Source organism: Enterococcus sp. DIV0175 (genome assembly GCF_050529075.1).
Lineage (GTDB): Bacteria > Bacillota > Bacilli > Lactobacillales > Enterococcaceae > Enterococcus_B > Enterococcus_B thailandicus.
On sequence record NZ_CP172880.1, the window covers coordinates 1,200,555 to 1,225,545 of the forward strand.

General features: G+C 38.3%; 25 protein-coding genes. 22 read left to right on the top strand and 3 right to left on the bottom strand.

What is annotated here, in order from left to right:
• The first annotated feature begins 413 nt into the window (after nt 1–413).
• From IGJ76_RS05720 to clpB, 7 genes are all read left to right on the top strand, one after another.
• Nucleotides 414–1,115, top strand: coding sequence for a tRNA (adenine(22)-N(1))-methyltransferase (locus tag IGJ76_RS05720; protein WP_075491060.1), 702 nt, complete (start codon nt 414–416; stop codon nt 1,113–1,115).
• The gene (locus tag IGJ76_RS05725) at nt 1,112–2,233 is read left to right on the top strand and encodes a Nif3-like dinuclear metal center hexameric protein (RefSeq protein WP_430596809.1); all 1,122 of its coding nucleotides are present in this window, start codon (nt 1,112–1,114) and stop codon (nt 2,231–2,233) included. The genes IGJ76_RS05720 and IGJ76_RS05725 overlap by 4 nt, the downstream gene beginning before the upstream one ends.
• A 15-nt stretch (nt 2,234–2,248) precedes the next feature.
• Nucleotides 2,249–3,487 (top strand): peptidase T, encoded by a 1,239-nt coding sequence (gene pepT / locus IGJ76_RS05730; protein WP_430596810.1) that lies wholly within the window; start codon nt 2,249–2,251, stop codon nt 3,485–3,487.
• 197 nt (nt 3,488–3,684) lie between these two features.
• On the top strand, nt 3,685–4,581 hold the full coding sequence (locus tag IGJ76_RS05735; RefSeq protein ID WP_430596811.1) for a diacylglycerol/lipid kinase family protein: 897 nt from the start codon (nt 3,685–3,687) through the stop codon (nt 4,579–4,581).
• A gap of 61 nt (nt 4,582–4,642) precedes the next feature.
• On the top strand, nt 4,643–4,915 hold the full coding sequence (locus IGJ76_RS05740; protein WP_067481798.1) for a DUF1294 domain-containing protein: 273 nt from the start codon (nt 4,643–4,645) through the stop codon (nt 4,913–4,915).
• A 10-nt stretch (nt 4,916–4,925) separates the two neighbouring features.
• Nucleotides 4,926–5,984 (top strand): lysylphosphatidylglycerol synthase transmembrane domain-containing protein, encoded by a 1,059-nt coding sequence (locus IGJ76_RS05745; protein ID WP_071868442.1) that lies wholly within the window; start codon nt 4,926–4,928, stop codon nt 5,982–5,984.
• A gap of 171 nt (nt 5,985–6,155) precedes the next feature.
• Nucleotides 6,156–8,765 (top strand): ATP-dependent chaperone ClpB, encoded by a 2,610-nt coding sequence (gene clpB / locus IGJ76_RS05750; protein ID WP_430596812.1) that lies wholly within the window; start codon nt 6,156–6,158, stop codon nt 8,763–8,765.
• Between the two features lie 77 nt (nt 8,766–8,842).
• Here clpB and IGJ76_RS05755 read toward each other — a convergent pair whose 3' ends face one another.
• The 3 genes from IGJ76_RS05755 to IGJ76_RS05765 are packed head-to-tail and all read right to left on the bottom strand — an operon-like array spanning nt 8,843 to nt 11,249.
• Nucleotides 8,843–9,514: a hypothetical protein gene (locus IGJ76_RS05755; RefSeq protein WP_071868440.1), complete on the bottom strand. Its 672-nt coding sequence runs from the start codon at nt 9,512–9,514 to the stop codon at nt 8,843–8,845.
• The gene (locus IGJ76_RS05760; protein ID WP_067481806.1) at nt 9,511–10,002 is read right to left on the bottom strand and encodes a nucleoside 2-deoxyribosyltransferase; all 492 of its coding nucleotides are present in this window, start codon (nt 10,000–10,002) and stop codon (nt 9,511–9,513) included. Before IGJ76_RS05760 ends, IGJ76_RS05755 begins: the two co-directional genes overlap by 4 nt.
• A 26-nt stretch (nt 10,003–10,028) precedes the next feature.
• The gene (locus tag IGJ76_RS05765) at nt 10,029–11,249 is read right to left on the bottom strand and encodes a GNAT family N-acetyltransferase (protein ID WP_430596813.1); all 1,221 of its coding nucleotides are present in this window, start codon (nt 11,247–11,249) and stop codon (nt 10,029–10,031) included.
• A 147-nt stretch (nt 11,250–11,396) separates the two neighbouring features.
• On the opposite strand from IGJ76_RS05765, the gene lepA reads away from it, so the two are divergent.
• From lepA to IGJ76_RS05840, 15 genes are all read left to right on the top strand, one after another.
• A complete protein-coding gene (gene lepA / locus IGJ76_RS05770) occupies nt 11,397–13,232 on the top strand; it encodes a translation elongation factor 4 (protein WP_430596814.1) in 1,836 nt (611 codons plus the stop codon).
• A 195-nt stretch (nt 13,233–13,427) separates the two neighbouring features.
• Entirely contained in the window at nt 13,428–14,339 is a 912-nt protein-coding gene (locus IGJ76_RS05775; RefSeq protein WP_430596815.1) for a helix-turn-helix domain-containing protein, read from the top strand.
• Between the two features lie 91 nt (nt 14,340–14,430).
• Nucleotides 14,431–17,658, top strand: a complete 3,228-nt coding sequence (gene fss3 / locus IGJ76_RS05780) for a fibrinogen-binding MSCRAMM adhesin Fss3 (protein ID WP_311801635.1) — start codon at nt 14,431–14,433, stop codon at nt 17,656–17,658.
• A gap of 112 nt (nt 17,659–17,770) precedes the next feature.
• Entirely contained in the window at nt 17,771–18,085 is a 315-nt protein-coding gene (locus IGJ76_RS05785; RefSeq protein ID WP_311801636.1) for a YdcP family protein, read from the top strand.
• A gap of 12 nt (nt 18,086–18,097) precedes the next feature.
• Nucleotides 18,098–18,472 (top strand): YdcP family protein, encoded by a 375-nt coding sequence (locus tag IGJ76_RS05790; RefSeq protein WP_227326734.1) that lies wholly within the window; start codon nt 18,098–18,100, stop codon nt 18,470–18,472.
• 9 nt (nt 18,473–18,481) lie between these two features.
• Nucleotides 18,482–18,817 carry a damage-inducible protein J gene (locus IGJ76_RS05795; protein WP_227326733.1) on the top strand — a complete coding sequence of 112 codons (336 nt, stop codon included), beginning with the start codon at nt 18,482–18,484 and terminating at the stop codon, nt 18,815–18,817.
• Between the two features lie 68 nt (nt 18,818–18,885).
• Nucleotides 18,886–20,229, top strand: a complete 1,344-nt coding sequence (locus IGJ76_RS05800) for an FtsK/SpoIIIE domain-containing protein (protein WP_430596816.1) — start codon at nt 18,886–18,888, stop codon at nt 20,227–20,229.
• An 85-nt stretch (nt 20,230–20,314) separates the two neighbouring features.
• On the top strand, nt 20,315–20,989 hold the full coding sequence (locus IGJ76_RS05805) for a zeta toxin family protein (protein ID WP_311801638.1): 675 nt from the start codon (nt 20,315–20,317) through the stop codon (nt 20,987–20,989).
• On the top strand, nt 20,982–21,149 hold the full coding sequence (locus tag IGJ76_RS05810; RefSeq protein WP_002390863.1) for a hypothetical protein: 168 nt from the start codon (nt 20,982–20,984) through the stop codon (nt 21,147–21,149). Before IGJ76_RS05805 ends, IGJ76_RS05810 begins: the two co-directional genes overlap by 8 nt.
• 78 nt (nt 21,150–21,227) lie before the next feature.
• Nucleotides 21,228–22,370: a DNA cytosine methyltransferase gene (locus IGJ76_RS05815; protein WP_376168371.1), complete on the top strand. Its 1,143-nt coding sequence runs from the start codon at nt 21,228–21,230 to the stop codon at nt 22,368–22,370.
• Nucleotides 22,360–22,650, top strand: a complete 291-nt coding sequence (locus tag IGJ76_RS05820; protein WP_311801640.1) for a hypothetical protein — start codon at nt 22,360–22,362, stop codon at nt 22,648–22,650. Before IGJ76_RS05815 ends, IGJ76_RS05820 begins: the two co-directional genes overlap by 11 nt.
• A 258-nt stretch (nt 22,651–22,908) precedes the next feature.
• Nucleotides 22,909–24,093 carry a MobT family relaxase gene (gene mobT, locus IGJ76_RS05825; RefSeq protein WP_311801641.1) on the top strand — a complete coding sequence of 395 codons (1,185 nt, stop codon included), beginning with the start codon at nt 22,909–22,911 and terminating at the stop codon, nt 24,091–24,093.
• Nucleotides 24,090–24,227, top strand: coding sequence for a DUF3789 domain-containing protein (locus IGJ76_RS05830; RefSeq protein ID WP_311801642.1), 138 nt, complete (start codon nt 24,090–24,092; stop codon nt 24,225–24,227). Before mobT ends, IGJ76_RS05830 begins: the two co-directional genes overlap by 4 nt.
• Nucleotides 24,228–24,231: 4 nt before the next feature.
• Entirely contained in the window at nt 24,232–24,453 is a 222-nt protein-coding gene (locus tag IGJ76_RS05835) for a hypothetical protein (protein WP_002298822.1), read from the top strand.
• A 12-nt stretch (nt 24,454–24,465) separates the two neighbouring features.
• A complete protein-coding gene (locus IGJ76_RS05840) occupies nt 24,466–24,969 on the top strand; it encodes an antirestriction protein ArdA (RefSeq protein WP_311801643.1) in 504 nt (167 codons plus the stop codon).
• Nucleotides 24,970–24,991: the final 22 nt, after the last annotated feature.

The following is a 24,991-nucleotide window of genomic DNA, read 5'->3' on the forward strand; positions in this document are numbered from 1 at the left end:
CTTTTTTTCTAATTCTTTCTGGTTATTTATCTTATTTAGGAATTCGGAACAAAAAATTTGAAGTTAGGTATGTAGAAAAATCAATTTACAGTCTGGTTCTTGGTGAATTGATCTATCACTTTCAAGGAAGACGATACCCCAAGAGGAAATAGCTAAGAGCCAAAAAACTAGCAATCTTCTTAACACGCAAAACGCGATCTAAAGAGGAATCACTCAGTGTTTTCGTCCAATGAAAACCTATTTGCTGGTAATTATTGTTGGTTTTGTTTTAGGTGATGCCACATTACCATTTATTTACATTCATTTTACCTAGAAGTAATCGGGTTGGTCTGGTGGAAAAAAGGATTTTCTGTCACATCTCTCTCCTTATTTTATAGAGGAAATGCTATAATGATTGGAAAAGGAGTGAAGTTATGAACCATTTAGAGTTGTCGCAACGCCTAGCTACTGTAGGAGAGTTTGTCCCTGCAAAAGCTCGTTTAGCGGATATTGGCTCAGATCACGCCTATTTACCGGTTGCTTTGATGTTAAAAGGAAAAATTGAGTTTGCAGTTGCTGGTGAAGTGGTGAAAGGTCCATTTGAGTCCGCACAAAAACAAGTGAGAAAAGATGGCTTAGAAGAGCGCATTGTTGTTCGTTTGGCGAATGGTTTGGCAGCAATTGAACCATCAGATGAAATTAATGCTATCACGATTGCTGGCATGGGCGGCGCATTGATTCGTGATATTTTAGAAGCAGGGAAAACACGCCTAAATCAAAAAGAACGCTTGATCCTTCAACCAAATATTGGTGAGCGCACGCTTCGTGTCTGGTTACAAGAAAACCAATATCAGATTATTGAAGAAGTTATTTTGGAAGAAAATAAAAAAATCTACGAGATTATTGTAGCGGAAAAAGCTGCTAGTCCAGTAACTTATTCTCCAGAGGATTTGATGTTTGGACCTATTTTACGACAAATGAAGAGTGAGATTTTCCAAGTAAAATGGCAAAGAGAGCTTGCACAGCGCGAAGCAATCGTTCAGCAAATGATTGAAGCAAATAAAGGAGATAAAATCAGCGAACGCCAACAAAAATTTGAAACTGAAATCAAACAGATTCAGGAGGTGTTAGGATGATTAATGCACAAACGTTCATTAATCGCTTTGAACAGTATTGTCCACAATGGCTCGCAGAAGAAGGAGATCCAGTCGGGCTACAAATCGGCACATTGAATAAACCAATTCAAAGAGTCATGATGACGTTAGATGTTCGTCCTGAAGTAGTCGAAGAAGCAATTGCTAAAAAAATCGACTTACTGATTGCCAAGCATCCACCGATTTTTCGTCCAATAAAGCAGTTGACTACGGATGAACCGCAAGAAAAAATGTATACAGATTTATTGAAACATGATATTGCTGTTTACGCTGCACATACAAATATGGATATTATCTGGGACGGGTTAAATGACTGGTTTTGTGAGCGACTAGGTGTTCAAGTCGAGAACTATTTAGTGAAAACACATGAAGTAGGGTATAAAAAATTAGCAGTTTATTTACCTGTTGAGGATGCGACAATCATGCGTGAAGCGCTTGCAAATGCAGGCGCAGGCCAACTAGGTGAGTATTCAGGCGCAAGTTTTACCTCCGTGGGGCAAGGTCGTTTTACTCCTTCCCAACAAGCGCATCCAGCGATTGGAACGTCGGGTAAAGCAGAAAAAGTGCAAGAAGCAAAAGTGGAAGTGGTTTTTCCAGAAACAATAGAGAAAATTATTCTTCAAGTAATGAGAGAACATCATCCATACGAAGAAATCGCTTATGATTTGTTTTCGATTGATGCACCAGCACAAAGTTTTGGATTAGGACGTGTCGGAACATTGCCAAAACAGTTAGACCTAACAACATTCATTGAAAAAGTCAAAGTAGCACTTCAAGTCGATGACTTACGTGTGGTTGTACCGCCACAACTAACTGAGCCAAGAGTCCAACGAATTGCGATTTGTGGTGGAAGTGGTGAAAAGTTTTATCCTTCTGCGTTGAAGCAAGGCGCAGATGTTTACATTACAGGTGATCTCTATTATCATACAGCACAAGACATGCAAAGCGCAGGTCTGATTGCGATTGATCCTGGTCATTATATCGAGTCATTATGCAAAGAAAAATTTGTTGAAAAGTTTGAATTTTGGAAACAAGAAGAACAATGGGATCTTGATTTTTTTGTTTCTGAAACGAATACCAATCCATTCCAATTTCATTAAAAAGGGGCAGATATTATGTACGAAAATCTTTTACCACGTTTTTTAAAATATGTGAAAACTGAAACACGCTCAGATGCGACAAGCACAACGACGCCTTCAACAGCTACACAAATCGCTTTTGCGCAAGAGCTCAAAAAAGAATTAGAAGAACTAGGATTATCTGATGTTTTTTACAATGAGGAAAATGGATTTGTGATGGGAACTTTACCAAGTAATGTAGATCATCCCGTTCGTTCAATAGGCTTTATTTCCCATATGGACACAGCAGATTTCAATGCAGTTGGTGTTAATCCACAAATCATTGAAAATTATGATGGTGAATCAACAATTGTTTTGGACGAAGCAGGACGATACACGTTGAATACCAAAGATTTTCCTAACTTGAAAAATTATGAAGGACAAACACTCATTACAACAGATGGTAGTACATTACTTGGTGCAGATGACAAAGCAGGAATTGCCGAAATCATGACTGCAATGGAAATCTTGCTTAAAAATCCAACGATTCCACATGGTGAAATCAAAGTGGCGTTTGGTCCTGACGAAGAAATTGGTGTCGGTGCAGACAAGTTTGATGTTGACCAATTTAATGTGGACTTTGCTTATACAATTGACGGAGGCCCACTAGGTGAGTTGCAGTATGAAACATTTAGCGCAGCGCAAGCCAATTTAACGATTCTTGGGAAAAATGTTCACCCTGGAACAGCGAAGGATACAATGATCAATGCGTTACAATTAGCTATTGATTTTCACAACCAGCTTCCTGCAGATGAAGTTCCTGAAAAAACAGAAGGATATGAAGGTTTCTTCCATTTAATGGCATTAACAGGTAACCCAGAAGAAGCCACAATGAGTTATATTATTCGCGATCACAATCGTGAAAAATTTGAAGCACGTAAAGCGTTGATTTCAAGTATCCAAGAAAAAATGAATCAAGCATTTGACCAAGAACGAATCAAGGTTGACATGTTTGATCAATATTACAATATGAAAGAAATCATCGAAAAAGATATGAGCATTGTTGAACTAGCTAAACAAGCAATGCTTGATCTAGACATCAAACCTGTGATTGAACCCGTTCGTGGTGGAACAGATGGCTCAAAAATTTCTTATATGGGTATTCCAACACCAAACATTTTTGCTGGTGGCGAAAACATGCACGGGCGCTTTGAATTTGTTTCGTTGCAAGTAATGGAAAAAGCAACTGATGTGATTGTAAAAATTGCTGAGTTGAATACGAAAGATAAAAAGTAATTTGGTGATGTGAATTGAATTCATTAAAGTAAACCTAAAAAGTTGGGGCAAGTGAGTAAATCATTTGCCCCAACTTTTTTATACGTGTTTGTTGCGGACACTTTCTTTCAATTTTTTAATAAAAATCAAAACAATAATCTCAATTTTTTTCATTTTTGGCAAAAAAAAGTAAAATAGGGTAGAAGGTGGCGATAACTATGAAAAAATTACTAGTATTTTATAACAAAAGTTCAGGAAAAGATGAAGGAGAGAAGTTGGCTAAATGGTTTCAACAATATGCGAAGAATAAGCAACCAGACTTAGAGATTCAATTAACTCAAACAGGACCTGAAATTCGTGATGAAACGCTGATTGAAAAAGCTGAATCTTTTGATGCAGATACGTTGATTATCATTGGCGGAGATGGAACGATTCATCATATCGTTAAAGCCTTTCAAAAGACGATTGAAAATTATCACATTGGTTTGTTGCCAGGAGGCACGGTGAACAATCTTGCTCGCGTATTGGAAATTCCTTTAGAAAAAAAGGCAGCAGCAGATGCCATTTTAACTGCACAGACGAAAGCCATAGATTATGGAACAGTCAATGATTCAGTCATTATTTCAACGTTAACGGTTGGGTTACTGGCTGATACAGCAATGCGTGTGAGCCAAGAAGAAAAGCAAAAATTTGGGCCTTGGGCATTTGCTAAACGATTCATTAAATTGGTCGTGCAAAAACGTCGCTATCGTTTAACGATTCAAACGGATGATAAAAAGTGGGAGCAAAAAGCTCAGCTACTAACTGTTACCATGACGAACTCAGTAGGTGGGTATACAAATTTTGATGATTTAGCAAGTCCTGATGATGGGAAATTCCATGTAACAATCATTCCAAAATTGAACTTCTTTTCTTACGTCTTTTACTTACCTCGTATTCTACGAGGAAAATTTTATACTGTTCCGGGAATTGATTACTATACAACAAGTGAATTGCGACTGGCCAGTGAAAAGAAAGTGGGCACTCGAACAGATGGAGAAACGACAGATAATCTACCAATTAAAATGACAGTAATACCAAAAGGGTTGGTTGTTTATGTACCAAAAAATAAATAGTCTTTACATTCAATAGTAGTTTAGGGTAATCTTAAAAAGTACGATTTGAAAAGGAGAAAAGATGGAAGTTTTGATACACAACCCTTTATGGTTCTATTTGATTATTGTTAATTTGTATTTGTTTTGTCTGATGGGCTATGATAAACACCAAGCAAGAGTTGGTGCATGGCGCGTTCCTGAGAGCAATTTGATTTTTGTTAGCCTGCTTGGCGGTGGTCTAGGTGGATTGATTGCTCGCAAAGTTTTTCACCACAAGACATTAAAGAAAAAATTCACGATTGGCTTTACTGTCGGCGTGATTGTTGATGTGATTTTGATTTATTTTTTCCATTAAGGAGTAACGGATGTCGAATAAACGAACAAAAACGAAATTATTTTTAAACTTGCTATTATTCTTGTTGATTCTCGGTATCATTTACTATTTGATTCAGCATTCTTTAGCGGATATTTTAGCAGAATTATTATCAACAAGTCTTGTTGTATTGCTTGGTGTTCTTTTGCTGGGAACGATTTACCAGATCGCGGAAGGCCGTTCCATTAAAGAAATTGCGAAACCTTTTGCTCCAGAGTTTTCAACAAAGGATGGCTTTTGGACTTCCTGCTACGTTGCATTTTATCGAATTGTTTCTTTTGGTACAGGAACCCTGATTTCTGAAGTCTACTTTTATAACAAAAAAGGAATGAGGTTTTCGCAAGGCGTAGGGGTAACAGCTTTACACATGATTATGTACAAGATGGCGGTAATTACGTACGCGATAATTGGTTTACTGATTCAGTTTTCATTGTTTTATACAAAAGCGCCAAAAATGATTCCTTTTATTTTAGCAGGGATCATTTTAACAATTGTTATTGTGAGTGCCTTGTTAGTTTTATCAATGAGTATCAATGTTCAAGTATTTTTTGTAAAAATAGCTAATCGACTGTGTAAACGAAACAAGACACGAGCACTAGTTGATAATTGGAATATCCAAATTTATTCGTTACGCGAAACAGTGCAGACAATCGTAAAAGATCGAACAGCACTGGGCTGGATCTATTTTTGGAATTTAGTCAAATTACTCTTCTGGTACATCATTCCTTATCTGACTTTAGTTGAGAATCACCCATCAGTGGACTTCTTACTAACTTTTTCTTTTGTTAGTTTTGCTGTGGTTTTAGCGGGGGTGTTGCCAACTCCAGGTGGTATCGGTTCTTTTGAATTTGTCTATTTGTTATTGTTCCGCCCACTTGTCGGAACAGTTGATGCGGTATCTTCGTTATTATTGTATCGCTTTAGTTCATTTGTCTTACCATTTATTTATGGCATGTTCTATGTCCTCGTTGAGCGACGTGCAGTTATCAAAAAAGAAATCAGTGAAGTTAGACGAGAAAAAGTCAGCGAGTCTAGCCGAGAAGAAATGTAAAAAATCTAGAAGTGAAGAACAGAAGTAATTGTTCTTTTACTTTTAGATTTTTTTTTGGAATGTCAGAGTTTATTTTTTGACCAATGTTGACCAAAAGAGTATAATTTTTCTTGTAGGATTGATAGGTAAGAAACGATCATCCTTGAACTTTCAATATAGGAGGTAGTTTATATGAATATTGAAAAAATGACAACTACGCTTCAAGAAGCGATTGCAGAAGCGCAGCAAGTTGCTGTGACGCGAAAACATCAAGAAATTGATATTGCGCATCTTTGGAAAATTTTTTTACAACCAAGTCATTTTGGACGAAATTTCTATACGGACGCGGGAGTTGATGTTGATCAATTTGAACGCGAAGTTGACCGATTACTAGATGAATATCCAAGTGTTTCAGGTGGAAATATTCAGTATGGTCAAAATTTAAGCCAAAATTTATTTAGCTTGTTAAATGAAGCAGACCAATTAAAAGAAAGCTTTGGAGATGAATTTTTATCAACAGAAATCGTTATCCTAGCATTGATGAAATTAAAACATTATCCTTTAACAACTTATTTAGTTAAACAAGGAATTACAGAAAAAGAACTTCGAAAAAATATTGAAGATATGCGAGGAGGGGAAAAAGTGACCTCAAAAAATCAAGAAGAACAATACAAAGCATTAGAAAAATACGGTGTTGACTTAGTGCAACAAGTCCGTAGTGGCAAAATGGATCCGATTATTGGACGTGATGAAGAAATTCGAGATGTCGTTCGAATTCTTTCACGAAAAACAAAGAATAATCCTGTTTTGATTGGGGAACCTGGGGTTGGTAAAACAGCGATTGTCGAAGGATTAGCACAGCGAATCGTTCGCAAAGATGTTCCAGAAAACTTGAAAGATAAAACTATTTTTTCATTAGATATGGGGGCATTGATTGCGGGTGCAAAATTCCGTGGTGAGTTTGAAGAACGATTGAAAGCTGTTTTGAAAGAAGTAACAAAAAGTGAAGGCAGAATTATCCTATTTATTGATGAAATCCATAATATCGTGGGTGCTGGTAAAACAGAAGGCAGTATGGATGCTGGAAATTTACTAAAACCAATGCTTGCTCGTGGCGAATTGCATTTGATTGGTGCAACAACTTTGGATGAATATCGTCAATATATGGAAAAAGATAAAGCTTTGGAACGTCGTTTCCAAAAAGTACTGGTTAAGGAACCAACTGTTGAAGATACCATTAGTATTTTACGTGGATTGAAAGAACGATTTGAAATTCACCATGGGGTCAATATCCATGATAATGCTTTAGTTGCAGCTGCTACTTTATCAGATCGTTATATAACAGATCGTTTTCTACCAGATAAAGCAATCGATTTGATTGATGAAGCAAGTGCTACGATTCGTGTCGAAATGAATTCGATGCCTACGGAACTTGACCAAGTGACTCGTCGATTAATGCAATTAGAAATCGAAGAGGCAGCATTGAAAAAAGAATCAGATGATGCAAGTAAAAAGCGTTTGAAAAATCTACAAGAAGAACTAGCTGATTTACGTGAAGAAGCAAATGCAATGAAGATGCAATGGGAAACAGAAAAAGAAGAAGTCAATACTGTTTCAACGAAGCGTGCGGAAATCGAAAAAGCCAAACATGAGTTAGAAGATGCGGAAAATAATTATGATTTAGAACGTGCAGCTGTCTTACGTCATGGAACGATTCCTCAACTAGAAAAAGAATTAAAAGAATTAGAAGCAAAAGCAAAAAATGATGATATCAAAATGGTTCAAGAATCTGTGACTGAAAATGAAATTGCTCAAGTTGTCGGTCGATTGACAGGTATTCCAGTAACTAAGTTAGTTGAAGGGGAACGCGAAAAACTAATCAAGCTAAATGAAACATTGCATAAACGTGTTATTGGGCAAGATGAAGCAGTTGATGCCGTAAGCGATGCAGTTATTCGTTCGCGTGCTGGATTGCAAGATCCAAATCGTCCACTTGGCTCATTCTTATTCTTAGGTCCAACTGGGGTAGGGAAGACTGAGTTAGCTAAAGCATTGGCAGAAAACTTATTTGATTCTGAAGATCATATGGTTCGAATTGACATGAGTGAATACATGGAGAAACATTCAGTATCACGGTTAGTTGGAGCTCCTCCAGGCTATGTTGGTTATGAAGAAGGCGGTCAATTAACTGAAGCTGTTCGCCGCAATCCATATACGATTGTTTTACTTGATGAAATCGAAAAAGCACACCCAGATGTCTTTAATATTTTATTACAAGTGTTAGATGATGGGCGCTTGACAGATTCCAAAGGACGAGTGGTCGACTTTAAAAATACTGTGTTGATTATGACAAGTAACATTGGCTCACAATTATTGTTAGAAGGTGTAACAGCAGAAGGAACAATTCCAGAAGCAGTGGAAGAACAAGTACGTACCATTTTGCGTGGAAACTTTAAACCAGAATTCTTGAACAGAATTGACGATACGATTTTATTTACACCATTGAGTTTGGAAAATGTTAAGGGAATCGTTAACAAGATGGTTGCTCAATTAGCTCGTCGTTTAGAACATCAAGAGATTCAATTAGAAATCAGCGAAGCAGCAAGAACTTGGATTGCAGAAACTGCCTACGAGCCAGCTTACGGGGCACGTCCATTGAAACGTTTTATTACGAAAGAAGTGGAAACACCTTTAGCAAAAGAAATCGTTGCAGGTCATGTTTTACCAAAATCAAAAGTTACGATTGATTTTCTTGCTGGGAAACTCCAATTTTCAACAGAAGAATTGCCAGAAGAAGAATAAATGAATGAAAAAAACACTTCAATCATTTCGATTGAAGTGTTTTTTTATGGCATCAGTGCAAATAAGCAAGTTAGTATTTATTTCTTCGCTTTTTCTAAACGATAACTTTTGAAGTAAGCCAAATTTTTTCGGCTGTTCGTCCAAGCAAAGATTCCCATGAACAAGGCACCCATTGTATTCGTAAACAAATCACCCATTGTGTCCATCAGCGCAGCTCGACCAATAAATAAAGTTCCATTTGAAGCTGCAAATCTTTGTAAATTCATTCCTAAAAATTGATCGCAAAGGAACTCCCAGAATTCCCAAAAAACGCCACACGTTCCAGCAAAAGCAAAACCAAATAATAAAAATAACCAAGGACTGGTTTTTTCAATCGGCGCATCTTTCATTAAATAACCAATCAAACCATAACCTAACGCTGTCAGAACCATTGGACTAACTGCATGAAGAATCTTGTCCCAAAAAGGAATGATACTAATCAAGTGTAACCCTGTTCCTAAAAAGACAGAAATGAAAAGGAAAAACCAATAAAACAAAACAATAGCAGCAGGAATTCTTATTTTAAATAGTTTGAAAATAATTTGTGGTAAGAAAATCAAAACGATACCAGCTAAGGACTCGACGATAAATGTGATTCCTTGCGTAGTAGAATATTTTTGCGTAACAAATTCAAAAATATTGTAGCCAACAACAAATACCCCAAAAGCCAGTAGGGCAGTTTGTACTTTTTTTAACTCATTAATAATCATTGAGATGCCCCCTCAGATAAATATTCTTCAATTTTTTTCAATAATTCGGTTTCTGAAGCGACCACTTCACCATTCAATTTGATCAACCCAACAGTATAAAGATTTAGATAATGAAATTGGTTTTCTGCAACTTCTTGTAAAGCAGCAATTTTTTTAGGGTGTGTTCCACCTTGTTGACGAGTATCTGTGTATAAACCAATCACAGGGATTCCTTTTGCATAAGCAACACCAATTTCAGATGCCACTCCAGCATCAATCGTTAATCCATCGAGTAAAGCAACCATCAATTGGCTTTCCAAGACTTTTTCGGTGTCTGCCAATGCAATCATTTGACTGTCTGCGTAAGCTGTTTTGTCATTGATTGCTTCATTTTCTTGTGGTAAATAAACAGTAATTTTTGGTGAGATCTCACGAATTTGAGCAACAAGATTAGCGTTATATAAAAGGTCGCTTTTAGCGAACATAGGTCCAGCAAAATAAATGTTCATTGTGTATTCATCCTTTATTTTATATTTTAGAAATAGTCACTAAAGTAAGCTTCTGTATCTGGAATGATTCGCTCAAGTGACCGTAAAGTTTCTTTATCAGTTATGATTCGTTCGATTCGAGAAAGGTACGCAGCTCGGCGATAATTCATCATCAAACAAGTCAAAGTTTGGATATCCAAGTAAACAGCTTCACCAATTGGTTCATTAAGAATTTGTACTTGATCTTCTTCATCCCAAATCAAACCAAAGACGCCGTTATTCCAAGGTACAATCGGATCTGTCAAAACGAAATGAAATGGTTTTGCTGTGCTAGCAAAAGGAAATTTTTGTAAAAATTCTTTGACATCAACGATTCTTGCCATAAAGTAAGGTTCGATTTGTTCCGTAATTTGGCTGTCTTCAAGTAAGAAAGCCAGTGGTTCATTTTTATAAATGTCACCTTTTACCCAATAAATCATAGAGAAATGTGCAGAAATGAAATTCCATAGACCGTTGCGTGCTTCTTGATTCAAATAAAACATTTCTTTTACATGAAATACTTCTTCTGCAACCCAATAGAACAAGACACCAAGTGGTTCTTGATTGGCTCCATAGTAGACAGCAGCCGTTCGTTCTTCTTCATTTTCAAAGCGCCAATATTCTTCCCAGTGAAAACCACTGCGAAAAAGTGCGCCATGATTTTGACGTGCAAATTTTTCATAGACAGCATAAACATCTTCGTGATCCACTGGTAAGCGTTCAACCATTCCGTTAACGGGAACTTGTTTAGGCAATTGTGTATCACGTATTTTAAAGGAAAGTTTATCTGACATGATTTCCCAACCTTTACGACGATAATACGGAATATTATAAGGGTAAAGATAAGAAATCCATTGTTTCTTTTTTCTCATATTATCTAAAGCAACGACAATCAAGTCTTGCATTAAACCGTGGTTCGCATACTCTGGATAAGTACCGACTCCTGTGACACCACCCATTAAATAAGGCGTACCATGAATGTTGACTTCACAAGGGTAGATAGCGATTTGTGAAATCAATTGGTTATCATAGAACCAACCAAATACTTCGGATAGTTCTAAGATAGGGCGTTTTGATTTGATGAATTCTCGTTTACTTTCAAATCCACTTTCCTCAATATCAGACTCTGTTACTTGAAAAACATAGGACAACAATTCGTTAAATTGATCTACGTTTTCCTCCGTAACTGATTTTAACTCAAGATTTTCTCTGAAATCTTTTTGATCCATTCTTTCATCTCCATTTATTTGATTGATTTAAGTATAACAAAACTTAGGAAAAAAAACTTCTAAACGGTCACTAATGAAAAAGGCTTTAAATTCCTGTATTTCGTTGGTATAATGGAAAGTGCTGATTAAATGAAAAGAGGAGACGCTATGGATATAAATAAAATGAAGCACCGCCAAGAGCAAATTCGTAATTTCTCGATTATTGCTCACATCGACCATGGAAAATCAACGTTGGCCGATCGTATTTTAGAAATGACGCACACTGTGACGTCTCGTGAAATGCAAGATCAGCTGTTAGACTCAATGGATCTCGAACGTGAACGTGGTATCACGATAAAACTTAATGCAGTTGAATTAAACTATACAGCAAAAAATGGAGAAACATATATTTTCCATTTAATCGACACACCAGGACACGTCGACTTCACCTATGAAGTTTCACGTAGCTTGGCTGCCTGTGAAGGGGCAGTGTTGGTCGTGGATGCAGCGCAAGGGATTGAAGCACAAACATTAGCCAATGTTTATTTAGCTTTAGATAACGATTTGGAAATTTTACCAGTTATCAATAAAATTGATTTACCTGCGGCAGATCCAGAACGCGTGCGTAAAGAAATCGAAGATGTAATCGGAATTGATGCCAGTGAAGCTTTACTAGCTAGCGCGAAAGCTGGAATTGGGATTGAAGATATTCTTGAACAAATCGTAGAATACGTTCCTGCACCGACTGGTAACTTAGAAGCACCGCTGAAAGCATTGATTTTTGACTCTGTTTACGACAGTTATCGTGGTGTCGTTCTAAATGTTCGGATCACTGACGGAGTAGTAAAACCTGGTGATAAAATTCAAATGATGAGTAATGGGAAAACTTTTGATGTAACAGAAGTTGGTGTCTTTTCACCGAAAGCAGTTGCCAGAGATTATTTGATGGTCGGCGATGTAGGTTACATTACTGCCAGCATCAAAACTGTGCAAGATACACGTGTTGGGGATACAGTTACACTTGCTGACAATCCAGCTGAGGAAGCTCTTCCAGGTTATCGTAAAATGAATCCAATGGTTTATTGTGGTTTGTACCCGATAGAAACTTCTCGTTATAATGATTTACGTGAAGCATTGGAAAAACTGCAATTAAACGATGCTGCGTTACAATTCGAGCCAGAGACGTCACAAGCACTTGGCTTTGGATTCCGTTGTGGCTTTTTAGGATTGCTGCACATGGATGTAGTGCAAGAACGATTGGAACGTGAATTTAATTTAGAATTAATTACAACGGCACCATCTGTAATTTATCATGTGAACAAGACAGACGGTTCAACGATTGTTGTAGATAATCCGGCTGACTTTCCAGAACCTGTCACTATTCAAGATGTTGAAGAACCTTTTGTAAAAGCACAAATCATGGTTCCTAATGAGTTTGTTGGCGCAGTTATGGAATTGTCGCAACGCAAACGTGGTGAATTTATTACAATGGATTATCTAGATGATTATCGTGTGAATGTTGTTTATAACATTCCATTGTCTGAAATCGTGTTTGATTTCTTTGATAAATTAAAATCAAGTACGAAAGGTTATGCCTCTCTTGATTATGAAATGTCAGGTTATCAAAAGAGCAAGCTAGTGAAAATGGACATCTTATTAAATGGTGAGAAAGTCGATGCACTTGGCTTTATCGTCCATCGTGACTTTGCCTACGAACGTGGAAAAGCAATCGTTGAAAAGCTGAAAAAACTGATTCCAAGACAACAATTCGAAGTCCCAATCCAGGCTGCAATTGGCCAAAAAATCGTGGCTCGTTCGGACATTAAAGCTTTGCGTAAAAACGTCTTAGCAAAATGTTACGGTGGGGATGTTTCTCGTAAGCGTAAGCTTCTTGAAAAACAAAAAGAAGGTAAGAAACGAATGAAACAAATCGGTAGTGTCGAAGTCCCTCAGGAAGCCTTCATGGCTGTTCTGAAAATGGATGACCAGGATAACGCGAAATAGCTTGTTTCCAACGGAAAATCCTATTAAATCAATCTTTTCGAGTGGTGCGAAATTCGTGATTTACCCGTTTAAAAAAGTTTAAACTGTCATACGGTTGTCACGGTAGTATTGAAATTAACAAAAATGGAATATTTTCCTTGAAGGTTTTTAACCGTCAGCGTATGATGAAAGCATCTCATAGGAGGTGCTTTTTTCATGTCTGAAAATATAAGTGGAGAATTTCTTAAATCTTTAAGGAAAGAGAAAAAAATGTCTCAAAAGAATCTAGCCGACTTAGCGGGGATTTCGCAAAGTGCTTTAGTCAAGTATGAAAAAGGAACAAGGAAAATTCCAAAAGATGTAGATGATACACTAAGTAAAATTCTGAATGTAGAAACTCTATTAAAAGATGAGAAGAATAGAGTTGGGCTTCTTATTGATCAACTAATTGCATACAGAGACATGAACAAGTTACTCAATAAAGAGTTGGCTACTAAAGTAGGGACTAGTGAAGTATCACTTAGTTATGTTTTAAACGGAAAGAGAAAACCATCGAAGGAAATGCAACAAAAAATTGCTGTATTCCTCTCTAACGATGGTAAAGAAATTTTGATGGATATAAAACAAGTTGACGGTTCGTTTAAATTACCCATCGTCGATAAAATATCGATGGGAAAACGAATCCAAGAGATTCGGAAAAATCGAGGTGAGACACTGGAAAAATTTGGTAAGAACTTTACTCGACTAGCAGGTAAGAATGTTGTGAATAGATGGGAAAAGGGTGCGAACATTCCTGATATTGAAAGATTAATGAATGTTGCCTATCTTGGGAAAGTGACTGTCCCTTATATTTTGTATGGGGAGACTTTTTGCAAGATGTTGAAAAGGGGAAATACGATTAACCAATTTGAAAAGTTGGATCCTTTCCGAATGGGACTAAGATTCAGGAAGATTCGAAGGGATTATCGTTTAGAAAGAGAAGCCTTTGGAAAGTTTTTTTCACCGCCTATTACAAAATGGTCAATGGACAAATACGAGAACGGAAAAGATATCCCAAATACGGATCGCATTATTCAGTATGCCTATATAGGAAGAGTCTCTTTGGAGTTTTTGATATACGGTATCTGATAATTTTTGAAAAGAATAGTTTTAAACATTCGAGACATTCAGAGGTGGATGTCTCTTTTTTATTGCCCAAATGGGAAAGGAGATTAATTATATGAAAAAGCTGAGATTTAAAAATTGGCGATTATTTGTGACTTTGGCTCTATTAGGACAAACAATTGGCGGAGCGATTGGTCCTACGATTGTTTTAGCCGATGAAATCACACATCCACAAACGGTAACCGTAGAGCTTGATTTGGCACATCAGTATGCTGTCGAAGGAACCTTTAGTGACGGCCGTCCAATGTCAGAAGTCACTGTTCCACATTATGCGGTGTACAACGGTGTAAAACAAGATATTTTCTGTATTGAACCAGGAGTGCCAATTTACAATGAATTCACTCCAGGTTATGAAAAAAATCCATTGCCTGATATGTCGGAGAAAGCGAAACTAGTTTCCGTTTTATGGAAGAAAGCCGGTACAGATGTAGATACCCATATTGTGGCACAGAAGATGATCTGGCAAGAAGTGAATGGGTATACCCTCCACTCAATCAAACGATCGGATGGTAGTACCGTAAATATCGCAGCCATTGAGGCAAAAATTAATCAAGCTATTGCCGATTATCAGAAGAAACCAAGTTTCCATAATAGCACAGCTAAAACTATGTTAGGTCAATCGACTACTGTAACGGATACAAATAATTTGAATTTGTCAGAATTCGATGAGGTTGTGGAAAATACTGCAAACATTGATTATCGTGTCAATGGCAATCAATTGGTCATCACACCGAATGCCAATTCTAAAGAAAATGGTGTGCTGACGCTTAAGAAATCTGCTGGAACTGGAACACCGGTTGCTTATAAGATGGCTGGTCAACAAACCTTGATGGCCGGGGCAATTGATAAACCGAACACTTACACGATCAAAATTGATGTGGAAACGGAGGGTTCTTTAAAGATTAAAAAAGTCGATAAAGAATCAGGTGATGTTGTACCGGGAACGGTTTTCCATTTAGACTTTGGGAAAACTTTGTCTGCGAAAGACGTGACTACCGATAAAGAAGGCATTGCGACATTGGATGGGATTCCCCATGGTACAAAGGTAACCATTACTGAAAAATCAGTGCCGGCGCCTTATACGATTGATACCACACCTATGACTGCTACGATTAAAGCGGGCGAGACCATTTCAGTGACTTCAAAAAATACGCGAGAAAAAGGTCAAATCATTCTGGATAAAACCGGGATTGAAACAGGAAGTGATCTTTGGAACGACAATTACTCTTTAGCTGGAAACACGTTTGCTATTCGCAAGGACAGTCCCACTGGTGAAATTGTTCAAGAAATGACCACGGATGAAAAAGGCCATGCGGAAACACCAAAAGAGATTGCTAACGCGTTGGAATTGGGAACTTACTACGTGACAGAAACCAAAGCATCTAATGGTTTCGTGAATACTTTCAAACCTGTAAAAGTCGAATTGAAGTATGCCAATCAAACCGTGGCCCTCGTTACCAGTAACGTAAAAGGACAAAACCAAGAAATTACTGGAGAAACCACTTTGACGAAAGAAGACAAAGACACTGGGGATAAAACACAAGGCAAGGCAGTCTTTGAGGGTGCTGAATACACCTTGTTTACTGCTAAGGATGGAAAAGCGGTTAAATGGAGTGAGGACTTTAAACCAGAATTAGTGAAGGGAACGAAAGCTTCTGACGAAACGATAACTTTGACTTTAGACGAAAAGAATCAAGTTGCGGTTAAACACTTAGCCATCAACGAGTATTACTGGCAAGAAACCAAAGCACCTGAAGGATATACCTTGGATGAAACGAAGTATCCTGTATCCATCAAAAAGGTGGATGATAGCGAAAAAAAAGCCGTGATTACCCGAGATGTTACGGCAAAAGAACAAGTGATTCGCTTTGGCTTTGATTTCTTCAAATTTGCCGGATCAGCCGCTGGCACTGCCGAAACTGGCTTCAATGATCTAACCTTTAAAGTGTCACCATTGGAAGGAACGAATGAGATTACAGGCGCTGAAGATGAAGCGACCACAGCTCATAACGAGCAACTAGGTTTTGATGGCTATGGCAAGTTTGAAAATCTTCCTTATGGGGATTATTTACTTGAAGAAGTAGAAGCGCCAGAAGGATTTCAAAAGATTACACCATTAGAAATTCATTCTACTTTTAAAGAAAATAAAGAGGATTACGCGAAGAGTGAGTATGTCTTTACCATTACCGAACAAGGTCAAAAACAACCAATTAAAACGGTGACCGTTCCTTACGAGAAACTGACGAACAAAGCATTTTCTGTTAGTTTGAACCGTTTAATGCTCTATGATTTACCCGAGGAAGAAGATAGCTTGACTTCCCTTGCGACTTGGAAAGATGGAGACAAAGAATTGACTACCCTTGATTCTACCGAGCTAGTTGATAAGTTGAGTTATAACTTGCATGAAATCAAAGAAGACTGGTATGTGGTAGCGCAAGCCATTGATGTGGAAGCCACAAAAGCTGCCCAAGAAAAAGATGAAAAAGCCAAACCAGTGGTAATTGCCGAAACAACGGCCACCTTGGCTAACAAAGAAAAAACAGGAACTTGGGAAATTCTGCATAAATTAACCGCCGAGCAAGTTTTGGATAAAACCATTGTTTTGTTCAACTATGTCTATAAAAACAAGGAAGCCTTTGAAGCAGGTGACGAGCCAGTAGCGAAGGATGCTAGTTTGAATAATCAAGCTCAAACTGTCAATTGCACAGTGGAACGTCATGTTTTCATCCAAACAAAAGCGCACTTAGAAGACGGTTCTCAGACCTTTACTCATGGTGACGTGGTGGATATGTTTGATGATGTATCGATTACCCATGATGTACTGGATGGCTCAAAAGAAGCTTTTGAAACAATTCTGTACGCCTTATTACCAGATGGCACGAACAAAGAAATTTGGAAATCTGAAAAAATTGATTACGAAGTGAATGACAAAGAATTTACCAAAACCGTGCTTGCAGAAAAAGTAGACACCGGAAAGTATCCAGAAGGAACCAAGTTTACTTTTGCGGAAATCAATTACGATAAAGATGGGAATATCAATGGAAAACACAATGAAGATTTGAAAGAAAAATCCCAAACCTTAACGCCAAAAAAAGTGCCAACCACACCAAGTACACCGGAACAACCGGAAACACCAACTGTTCCAAGTGACTCTCAAGAATCTAGTCCTACAGTGAAGACATTCCCACAAACTGGGGAGAAAAGTTCCAATGTGTTACTGTTCGTTGGCTTTACTTTGATCTTTGCGACGGCGGGTTATTATTTCTGGAATCGCCGGAACTAAGGTGATGAGATGAAACAAGTAAATTATAAGAAACAACGTGCGCGACCGCCTCCTAAAAAAGTGGTCGCGCTATTTTTGTATCCAAAACTAACAATGAAAAGAGGAAAAGAAGATGGAATTGAAATTTGTTGTGCCAGATATGGCTGAAACCTTTGGAAAGATAAGTTATGCCGGCGAAGGCGAAGTTTTAACAGAAGGATATGGACGGAATACCACAGTAATTGGTCGTAGTTACCATTTGTATTCCAGTAAGCAACGGGCCGATGATATTGAAGTGGTAGTAGCTGCGGAAGCCGGCGAAAAGGATTTTGACCAAGACCAACCGATAAAAGCCGTGAATCCCCACTTGGTTGCCAAAGGCTATGAGATTGAGAATCGTGGGTTTACCGATTACGTGTTGTATGTCGATGATTTAGTGAAAGCATAGGAGGAAAAGAAGATGAGATTAACAGAAGGTATTGTTGTAGATTCAGGACTAACATTTGGGAAGTTGCGCTTTTCTGCATTACGTCGAGAAGTACGGAAGCAAAATGAGGATGGAACGGTTAGTAACGAGGTAAAAGAACGAACTTATAATTTGAAATCCTCCGCGCAAGGTCGAATGATTCAAGTTAGTATCCCGGCCAATGTACCCTTACGCGAGTTTGCTTATGACACAGAGGTAGAGATAGTCAATCCTATCGTGGATACGGTCGCTAATTATGTTTTTCGGGAAGGAACCACCGTTAATTGGTTTATCAAGGCAGATGATTTAGTCTTGAAACGACAACCGACTCAAGGAAATCCTACAAACCAAAATGAAGGAAAGAAATAGGTGAAAAGAATGGAAATTAATGTTGAGCATATTTTAGATTGTCTCGATCGTTATAACAAAGGAGAACTAACCAAAGAACAAGTCAACGATAAATTGACGATAGACGAAAAAGTATTTCTTATTATGAATCAGGATTTTTTTGAAACCAATGAGGAAGATTTTGACGTACGCAAATGGTTGGATGAGGAAGAGTCCTTCTTTATGGTTGTCGAAGTAAATGAAAACTTATGTCGGCAGGCGGAATCTGTCTTGGAAGAAATTGGTGTGGAGATGCCGGATGCCATTGAAGGTTTCTTAACGCAATTGGTTGAAACAAAACAACTCTCCGTAGCAGTAAATGACTAGCATAACTTTTTGAAATTGCCCAATGAAATCCTATTGGGCTTTTTCGACTGGAGGTGGAAACCATTAAAATGTACAAAGGACATCGCATACGCGCAGGAGATCAACACTTGGTTTATCACTTTGTTATTGGCTGGCTAATCGTTTTATTCATCGGTTGGATGGGCGTCTTTTATTTTCAAGAGCTTAGACAACTTGAGACTTCTAAGCTATCACTTTCCACTATTGAAATCGTTTGGTCCATGAAAGATTTAGTATGTCTGCTTGGAAGTCTCGTTTTGTCAGGAAGTATGCTGTTGCTTTATATGTACTTTTTTCAGGACCATTGGCGAAGTTTGTGGCATCGACAAAAGCTAGCCCGGATGATTCTAGAAAACCATTGGTATGAAGTGAAACAAACTCAAAGTGAAGGTTTTTTCAAAGATTTGAATAGTAGTCGGACCAAAGAGAATATCAGTTACTTCCCCAAAATCTATTATCGAATGAAAGATGGCTTACTTTCTATTCGCGTTCAAATTTCACTAGGAAAATATCAAGATCAACTATTGAAGCTAGAAAAGAAGTTAGAAAGCGGACTGTATTGTGAGTTAGTAGAGAAGGAACTCAAAGACTCCTATGTGGAATACATCTTGTTATACGATATGATTGCCAATCGAATTGGAATTGAAGAAGTAGTGGCAGAAAACGGGACTCTGCGATTGATGAAAAATCAAGTATGGGCGTATGATTCCTTGCCCCATATGTTAATTGCTGGTGGGACAGGTGGTGGGAAGACTTATTTTTTACTCACCATTATCCAAGCTTTATTGAAGTCGGATGCCGAGCTTTTTGTTCTTGATTCCAAAAATGCGGACCTTGCCGATTTAGGTACGGTAATGCCCCATGTTTATTCTAAAAAGGAAGAAATTTCTGCTTGTGTGGAAGACTTTTACGAACGCATGATGGCTCGTAGCAAGGAAATGAAAGAAATGCCAAACTACAAAACAGGAGAGAATTATGCGTATCTTGGACTTCCGCCCAACTTTTTAATCTTTGATGAATACGTGGCTTATATGGAAATGTTAACGACTAAGGAGAGTGCGGTGATTTTGAATAAGCTCAAACAAATCGTGATGTTAGGTCGTCAATCTGGTTTCTTTCTGATTTTGGCTTGTCAAAGACCAGATGCGAAATATCTAGGAGATGGGATTCGCGATCAGTTTAACTTTCGTGTAGCTTTGGGGCGTATGAGTGAGCTCGGGTATTCCATGATGTTTGGGGAAGTTGATAAAAACTTCTTTATGAAACGCATCAAAGGTCGAGGTTATGTAGATACAGGGGGCAGTGTGATTAGTGAGTTTTATACGCCATTTGTATCAAAAGGGTATGATTTCTTGGAATCCATCAAACAAGTAACGCAATCAAAAGAAAAATGACAGCTACAGAGAAATTTAGTCTTCTAGGGTATCGGACTAAAAGTATGATAAACTAATGATGAAAGCGTCAGGAGGTGCAATAAAAATGACAGAGGATTATTCTTTACAGTATGCTAAAGAGAACAAAAAAGTATTAATTTCTTCTATTACTGATGGGAAAGAAAAAGAGGAAGAAAAGACTGCCATTTTTATGGCTGGAAGTCCTGGGGCTGGAAAGACTGAGGCTGCACAAACTTTGACGGCATTGAATAGTAATCTTTGTGTAATCGATGCTGATAAATTTCGTGAATTATTCCCAGGCTATGTTGGGAATAATTCAGATGAATTTCAACGAGGATCAGCACTTTTGGTAGATGCGGCTCTCGATTTAGTTCTTAAAAAGGGTTATAGTTTTATTCTTGATGGGACTTTTGCGACTTTTAAGGTAAATCAAAATATTGAACGGGCACTCAAAAAGAATTATAATGTGCTTGTCTATTATGTTTATCAAGATCCATTTATTGCTTGGGACTTTACTAAAAAACGAGAAGAAGTTGAAGGCCGTTTTGTTCCTAAAGAACGTTTTATCAATGCTTTTTTTCAATCGAGAAAAAATTTGATGCAGGTGAAAAAGCAATTTCAAGAGAAAGTAACCATCAATATCTTAGTGAAGGACTTTCAAAATACGATTTCTGATTTTCTAATGGATATTGATAATGTTGAATTAGCATTACCAATCAGTTATACGAAAGAAAGATTGGAGGAAGAGTTACATGACTGAGAAAGAAAAAGTTGAGGAAATTATGGCAAAGTATAACCGCAACTTTTCTACACTACAAAAGAATGCCTCTGCGAAAGAGCTGAAGACAGTCTTTAAATTTGTAGCAGATGAATCCAACCGAAAACAACGGGAATTGATTGGTTTGGATAAAGAAAAATAAATTTGAAATTGAAATATTTTTAAGAGCCAAGAGCAAAAATGTTCTTGGCTTTTTTCTTTGCAATGAATGAGGTGATGTATGACATTTTTAGATTTATTCGCCGGGATTGGGGGCTTTCGCTTAGGTATGGAACAAGCCGGTCACCACTGTATCGGCTTTTGTGAAATTGATGAATTTGCTCGGCGGAGTTATAAGGCAATCCATGATACAAGTAAGGAGGTGGAAATGCATGACATCACAAGTGTATCAGACGAGTTTGTTCAATCCTTCGGACCAGTGGACATCCTTTGCGGCGGATTTCCGTGCCAAGCTTTTTCAATTGCGGGAAAGCGGCAAGGATTTTCCGATACTCGAGGTACTTTATTCTTTGAAATCGCTCGGTTCGCCGCTCTTCTCCAGCCTAAGTTTCTATTCCTTGAGAACGTCCGGGGATTGCTCAATCACGAAGGAGGGGCTACGTTCGAGACGATCCTCCGAACGCTGGATGGATTGGGGTATGATGTGGAATGGCAGGTGCTTAACTCAAAGGCCTACGTTCCCCAAAGCCGCGAGCGGGTCTTCCTTATCGGACATTCTCGAGACGCATGTACCGAACAAGTATTTCCTATCATTGGATCGTCTCCAACACCTGATCAAAACATCAGAAACTTGTTAAATATCAACCCTTCCAATCGAGGAATGGGTGGCCAAGTTTATGGATCAGATGGTGTAGCGCCAACCTTAACCGGTGATGAAGGAATTAAAATCGCCTTACCGGTAAAGGATGGGATTTCTGTAGCGGGTATGCTGTCGGGAAATTTTGAACAAGGTAATCGGATTTATGAGGTAACCGGAACAGCCCCGACCTTGTCAACGAAACAAGGGGGAACGAAGATTATGATTCGAAAAAATAAAACAGAATATCAAGAGGTGAAGCCAGGGGACAGTGTGAACCTGGCTTTTCCTAATTCCACAAGTCGCCGAGGTCGTCTTGGGAAACAAAGTGTTCATACCTTACTAACGGGAGACCAACAAGCAGTCGTCACAGATCAATGTCAGATTCGGAAGCTAACACCCAGGGAGTGCTGGCGACTTCAAGGATTTCCCGATTGGGCCTTTGACCGGGCCTCTCAAGTCAATTCAGATAGTCAGTTGTATAAGCAAGCCGGAAACTCTGTAACAGTTCCGGTCATTTTTGATATTGCTAGAAGATTAAAGGAGGTAAAACTAGTTGATTTATGATGAGTTGATTGGGGAAATCTACTGGGTGATTGGCAAGATTCAGTCAGATCCGGAATTGCAAGAAGAACTGTACCGGCTCAATTTTGATATTCGAAAAAACGGGGTGAAGGTCCCTGGGGATTCGTATGTACTGGATGAGGAAACCGATGCTCGAATTGAGCTGAATCAAGTCATCAGTGAATTGGAACGGATTGCAGACCTTGCCAAAGAACCAGATATCCGCCAATACTTATTTGAGATAAAAGCAGAATTGGAAATTGAGGGCATTACCGCGGAGTAACGGCTAAATAAACCACTACTGATAGGCGCTGACCGCGGGGGATTTGCGAAGCAGAAATCCTCCGTGGTGCTGTGCCTGTTCATGGACGGCGTCAGCCGGCCATGATGTCTCACCCCCCGTATCTAACAGGGGGGTACAAAAACCCAAAAAATAAGCAAGCAACCATTAAGAATAGTTGTCATATCAAGAATAGTAAGCAACTTGTATAGGTGTTAACTCATTTGAAAAAGTTAACACTTAGAATTTGGAGGTGAGAACTTGGCACAACGGAATTTAGATTATCGGTTATTAAAAGACCGACGCAACGAATATGGTGTTTCACAAAATAAACTGGCTACCGCCTGTGGACTCAGTCGTCCCTATTTAAATCAGGTAGAAAATGGCGGCGTGACAGCATCTACAAAGACAATGAGGAAAATTTTTGACCAACTGGAAAGTTTCAATCCCGATTTGCCTTTGACGTTACTGTTTGACTATGTAAGAATTCGTTTCCCCACAACGAATGCACGAAAAATCATTCAAGAAATTCTCCATTTGAAATTTGAGTATATGCTTCATGAAGATTACGCCTTTTACTCCTATCAAGAACAATATGTCATGGGAGATATTGTGGTGATGTTGTCCCATGAAGAAGATAAAGGCGTTCTTTTAGAATTAAAGGGTCGTGGTTGTCGGCAGTTTGAAACTTTTTTACTCGCTCAAAAACGTAGCTGGTACGACTTTTTCGAAGATTGTCTAAAGGCCGGTGGCGTGATGAAACGCTTGGATTTAGCAATCAATGATCGAGTGGGCTTATTGGATATTCCTGAGCTAACGAAAAAATGTCAGAAGGAAGAATGTATTTCCTTGTTCCGTACCTTTAAAAGCTATCGTTCCGGAGAACTTTTAAAAGCTGATGAAAAGGACGGCATGGGCAATACCTTATATATCGGCAGTCTCAAAAGTGAGGTTTACTTCTGTTTGTACGAAAAAAATTATGAACAATATATCAAGTTAGGGATTCCATTAGACCAAACTGAGACGAAAAATCGTTTTGAGATTCGACTGAAAAATGACCGTGCCTATCATGCGATTCAAGATTTGTTAAAAGGTCGTAGCATTGAGAGCACCACGTTTTCCATTATCAATCGTTACTTGCGATTTGCGGATAAGGTGGAAGGAAAACGGCGAACCAACTGGCCCTTGAATGAACAATGGGGGCGCTTTATTGGACGGAATCGGAAGGAAATTCAATTAACTTCTGAACCGAAACCTTATACTATCGAACGAACCTTGAATTGGCTTGGACGCCAAGTCGCCCCTACGTGGAAAATGGCTAAGGAGTTGGATCGATTGAATCAAACAACGTATATCCAGGATATGGTACAGAATGCGCGGTTATCAGACCGGCATAAAAAGATTTTGGAGCAACAAAGTATGGCAATTGAAGACTTGATTATATGAAAAGAGGCATCATCATGGGAATTGTAAAAGATATTTTATTGGTATTTGGTGGCAGTATGCTTGGTGTTACTGTGATGTGCTTGATGCATGCAAGTGCAGCAGCGGATCGAGCAATGGAAAAGAAAGGAAAGTGATGGAATGAATTTCGGACAAAATTTATATCAATGGTTTTTAACCAATGCCCAATCTTTAGTCTTACTGGCAATTGTGGTCATTGGTTTATTTTTAGGATTTAAGCGGGAGTTTTCCAAATTGATTGGTTTTTTGGTGATTGCCTTGATTGCGGTAGGTCTAGTCTTTAATGCTTCTGGTGTGAAGGATGTCTTACTCAATTTGTTTAATCGAATTGTCGGTGCCTGAGGGGGAATCACAATGGAACAGATGCGTGTTTATATTGCGAACCTTGGAAAATACAATGAAGGTGAGTTGGTGGGGGCATGGTTTACCCCACCTGTCGATTTTGATGAAGTGAAAGAACGGATTGGATTAAATAATGAATATGAGGAATATGCGATTCATGATTATGAGTTACCTTTTGAGATTGATGAGTATACGCCAATTGAAGAAATTAATCGGTTGTGTGGCTTAGCAAAGGAATTAGAAGGAACCCCAGTTGGTGAAGTTGCTTTAGAGATTCAACACGCTTTCTTTAATTCTTTTGAGGAAATGGTAGAGCATGTGGATGATATTGTCTATTATCCAGATTGCGATGATATGAGTGATGTAGCGTATTTCTTGATTGTTGAAAATGGTGATTTTGGCGAAGTACCAGAACACTTGATGACGTATATTGATTTTGTTGCGTGTGGTCGAGACTTGGAGATTGGGGGAAATTATTTGGTAACGAGTCGAGGTGTTTTTGAGTATTCTGTTTAAAAGAATCCTTGTTTTTCATTAC

What these genes read in the sequence shown, in the direction of transcription:
- IGJ76_RS05720 (WP_075491060.1), top strand. Translation starts at nt 414, where the DNA reads ATGAACCATTTAGAGTTGTCGCAACGCCTAGCTACTGTAGGAGAGTTT.
- IGJ76_RS05725 (WP_430596809.1), top strand. Translation starts at nt 1,112, where the DNA reads ATGATTAATGCACAAACGTTCATTAATCGCTTTGAACAGTATTGTCCA.
- pepT (WP_430596810.1), top strand. Translation starts at nt 2,249, where the DNA reads ATGTACGAAAATCTTTTACCACGTTTTTTAAAATATGTGAAAACTGAA.
- IGJ76_RS05735 (WP_430596811.1), top strand. Translation starts at nt 3,685, where the DNA reads ATGAAAAAATTACTAGTATTTTATAACAAAAGTTCAGGAAAAGATGAA.
- IGJ76_RS05740 (WP_067481798.1), top strand. Translation starts at nt 4,643, where the DNA reads ATGGAAGTTTTGATACACAACCCTTTATGGTTCTATTTGATTATTGTT.
- IGJ76_RS05745 (WP_071868442.1), top strand. Translation starts at nt 4,926, where the DNA reads ATGTCGAATAAACGAACAAAAACGAAATTATTTTTAAACTTGCTATTA.
- clpB (WP_430596812.1), top strand. Translation starts at nt 6,156, where the DNA reads ATGAATATTGAAAAAATGACAACTACGCTTCAAGAAGCGATTGCAGAA.
- IGJ76_RS05755 (WP_071868440.1), bottom strand. Translation starts at nt 9,514, where the DNA reads ATGATTATTAATGAGTTAAAAAAAGTACAAACTGCCCTACTGGCTTTT.
- IGJ76_RS05760 (WP_067481806.1), bottom strand. Translation starts at nt 10,002, where the DNA reads ATGAACATTTATTTTGCTGGACCTATGTTCGCTAAAAGCGACCTTTTA.
- IGJ76_RS05765 (WP_430596813.1), bottom strand. Translation starts at nt 11,249, where the DNA reads ATGGATCAAAAAGATTTCAGAGAAAATCTTGAGTTAAAATCAGTTACG.
- lepA (WP_430596814.1), top strand. Translation starts at nt 11,397, where the DNA reads ATGGATATAAATAAAATGAAGCACCGCCAAGAGCAAATTCGTAATTTC.
- IGJ76_RS05775 (WP_430596815.1), top strand. Translation starts at nt 13,428, where the DNA reads ATGTCTGAAAATATAAGTGGAGAATTTCTTAAATCTTTAAGGAAAGAG.
- fss3 (WP_311801635.1), top strand. Translation starts at nt 14,431, where the DNA reads ATGAAAAAGCTGAGATTTAAAAATTGGCGATTATTTGTGACTTTGGCT.
- IGJ76_RS05785 (WP_311801636.1), top strand. Translation starts at nt 17,771, where the DNA reads ATGGAATTGAAATTTGTTGTGCCAGATATGGCTGAAACCTTTGGAAAG.
- IGJ76_RS05790 (WP_227326734.1), top strand. Translation starts at nt 18,098, where the DNA reads ATGAGATTAACAGAAGGTATTGTTGTAGATTCAGGACTAACATTTGGG.
- IGJ76_RS05795 (WP_227326733.1), top strand. Translation starts at nt 18,482, where the DNA reads ATGGAAATTAATGTTGAGCATATTTTAGATTGTCTCGATCGTTATAAC.
- IGJ76_RS05800 (WP_430596816.1), top strand. Translation starts at nt 18,886, where the DNA reads ATGTACAAAGGACATCGCATACGCGCAGGAGATCAACACTTGGTTTAT.
- IGJ76_RS05805 (WP_311801638.1), top strand. Translation starts at nt 20,315, where the DNA reads ATGACAGAGGATTATTCTTTACAGTATGCTAAAGAGAACAAAAAAGTA.
- IGJ76_RS05810 (WP_002390863.1), top strand. Translation starts at nt 20,982, where the DNA reads ATGACTGAGAAAGAAAAAGTTGAGGAAATTATGGCAAAGTATAACCGC.
- IGJ76_RS05815 (WP_376168371.1), top strand. Translation starts at nt 21,228, where the DNA reads ATGACATTTTTAGATTTATTCGCCGGGATTGGGGGCTTTCGCTTAGGT.
- IGJ76_RS05830 (WP_311801642.1), top strand. Translation starts at nt 24,090, where the DNA reads ATGAAAAGAGGCATCATCATGGGAATTGTAAAAGATATTTTATTGGTA.
- IGJ76_RS05835 (WP_002298822.1), top strand. Translation starts at nt 24,232, where the DNA reads ATGAATTTCGGACAAAATTTATATCAATGGTTTTTAACCAATGCCCAA.
- IGJ76_RS05840 (WP_311801643.1), top strand. Translation starts at nt 24,466, where the DNA reads ATGGAACAGATGCGTGTTTATATTGCGAACCTTGGAAAATACAATGAA.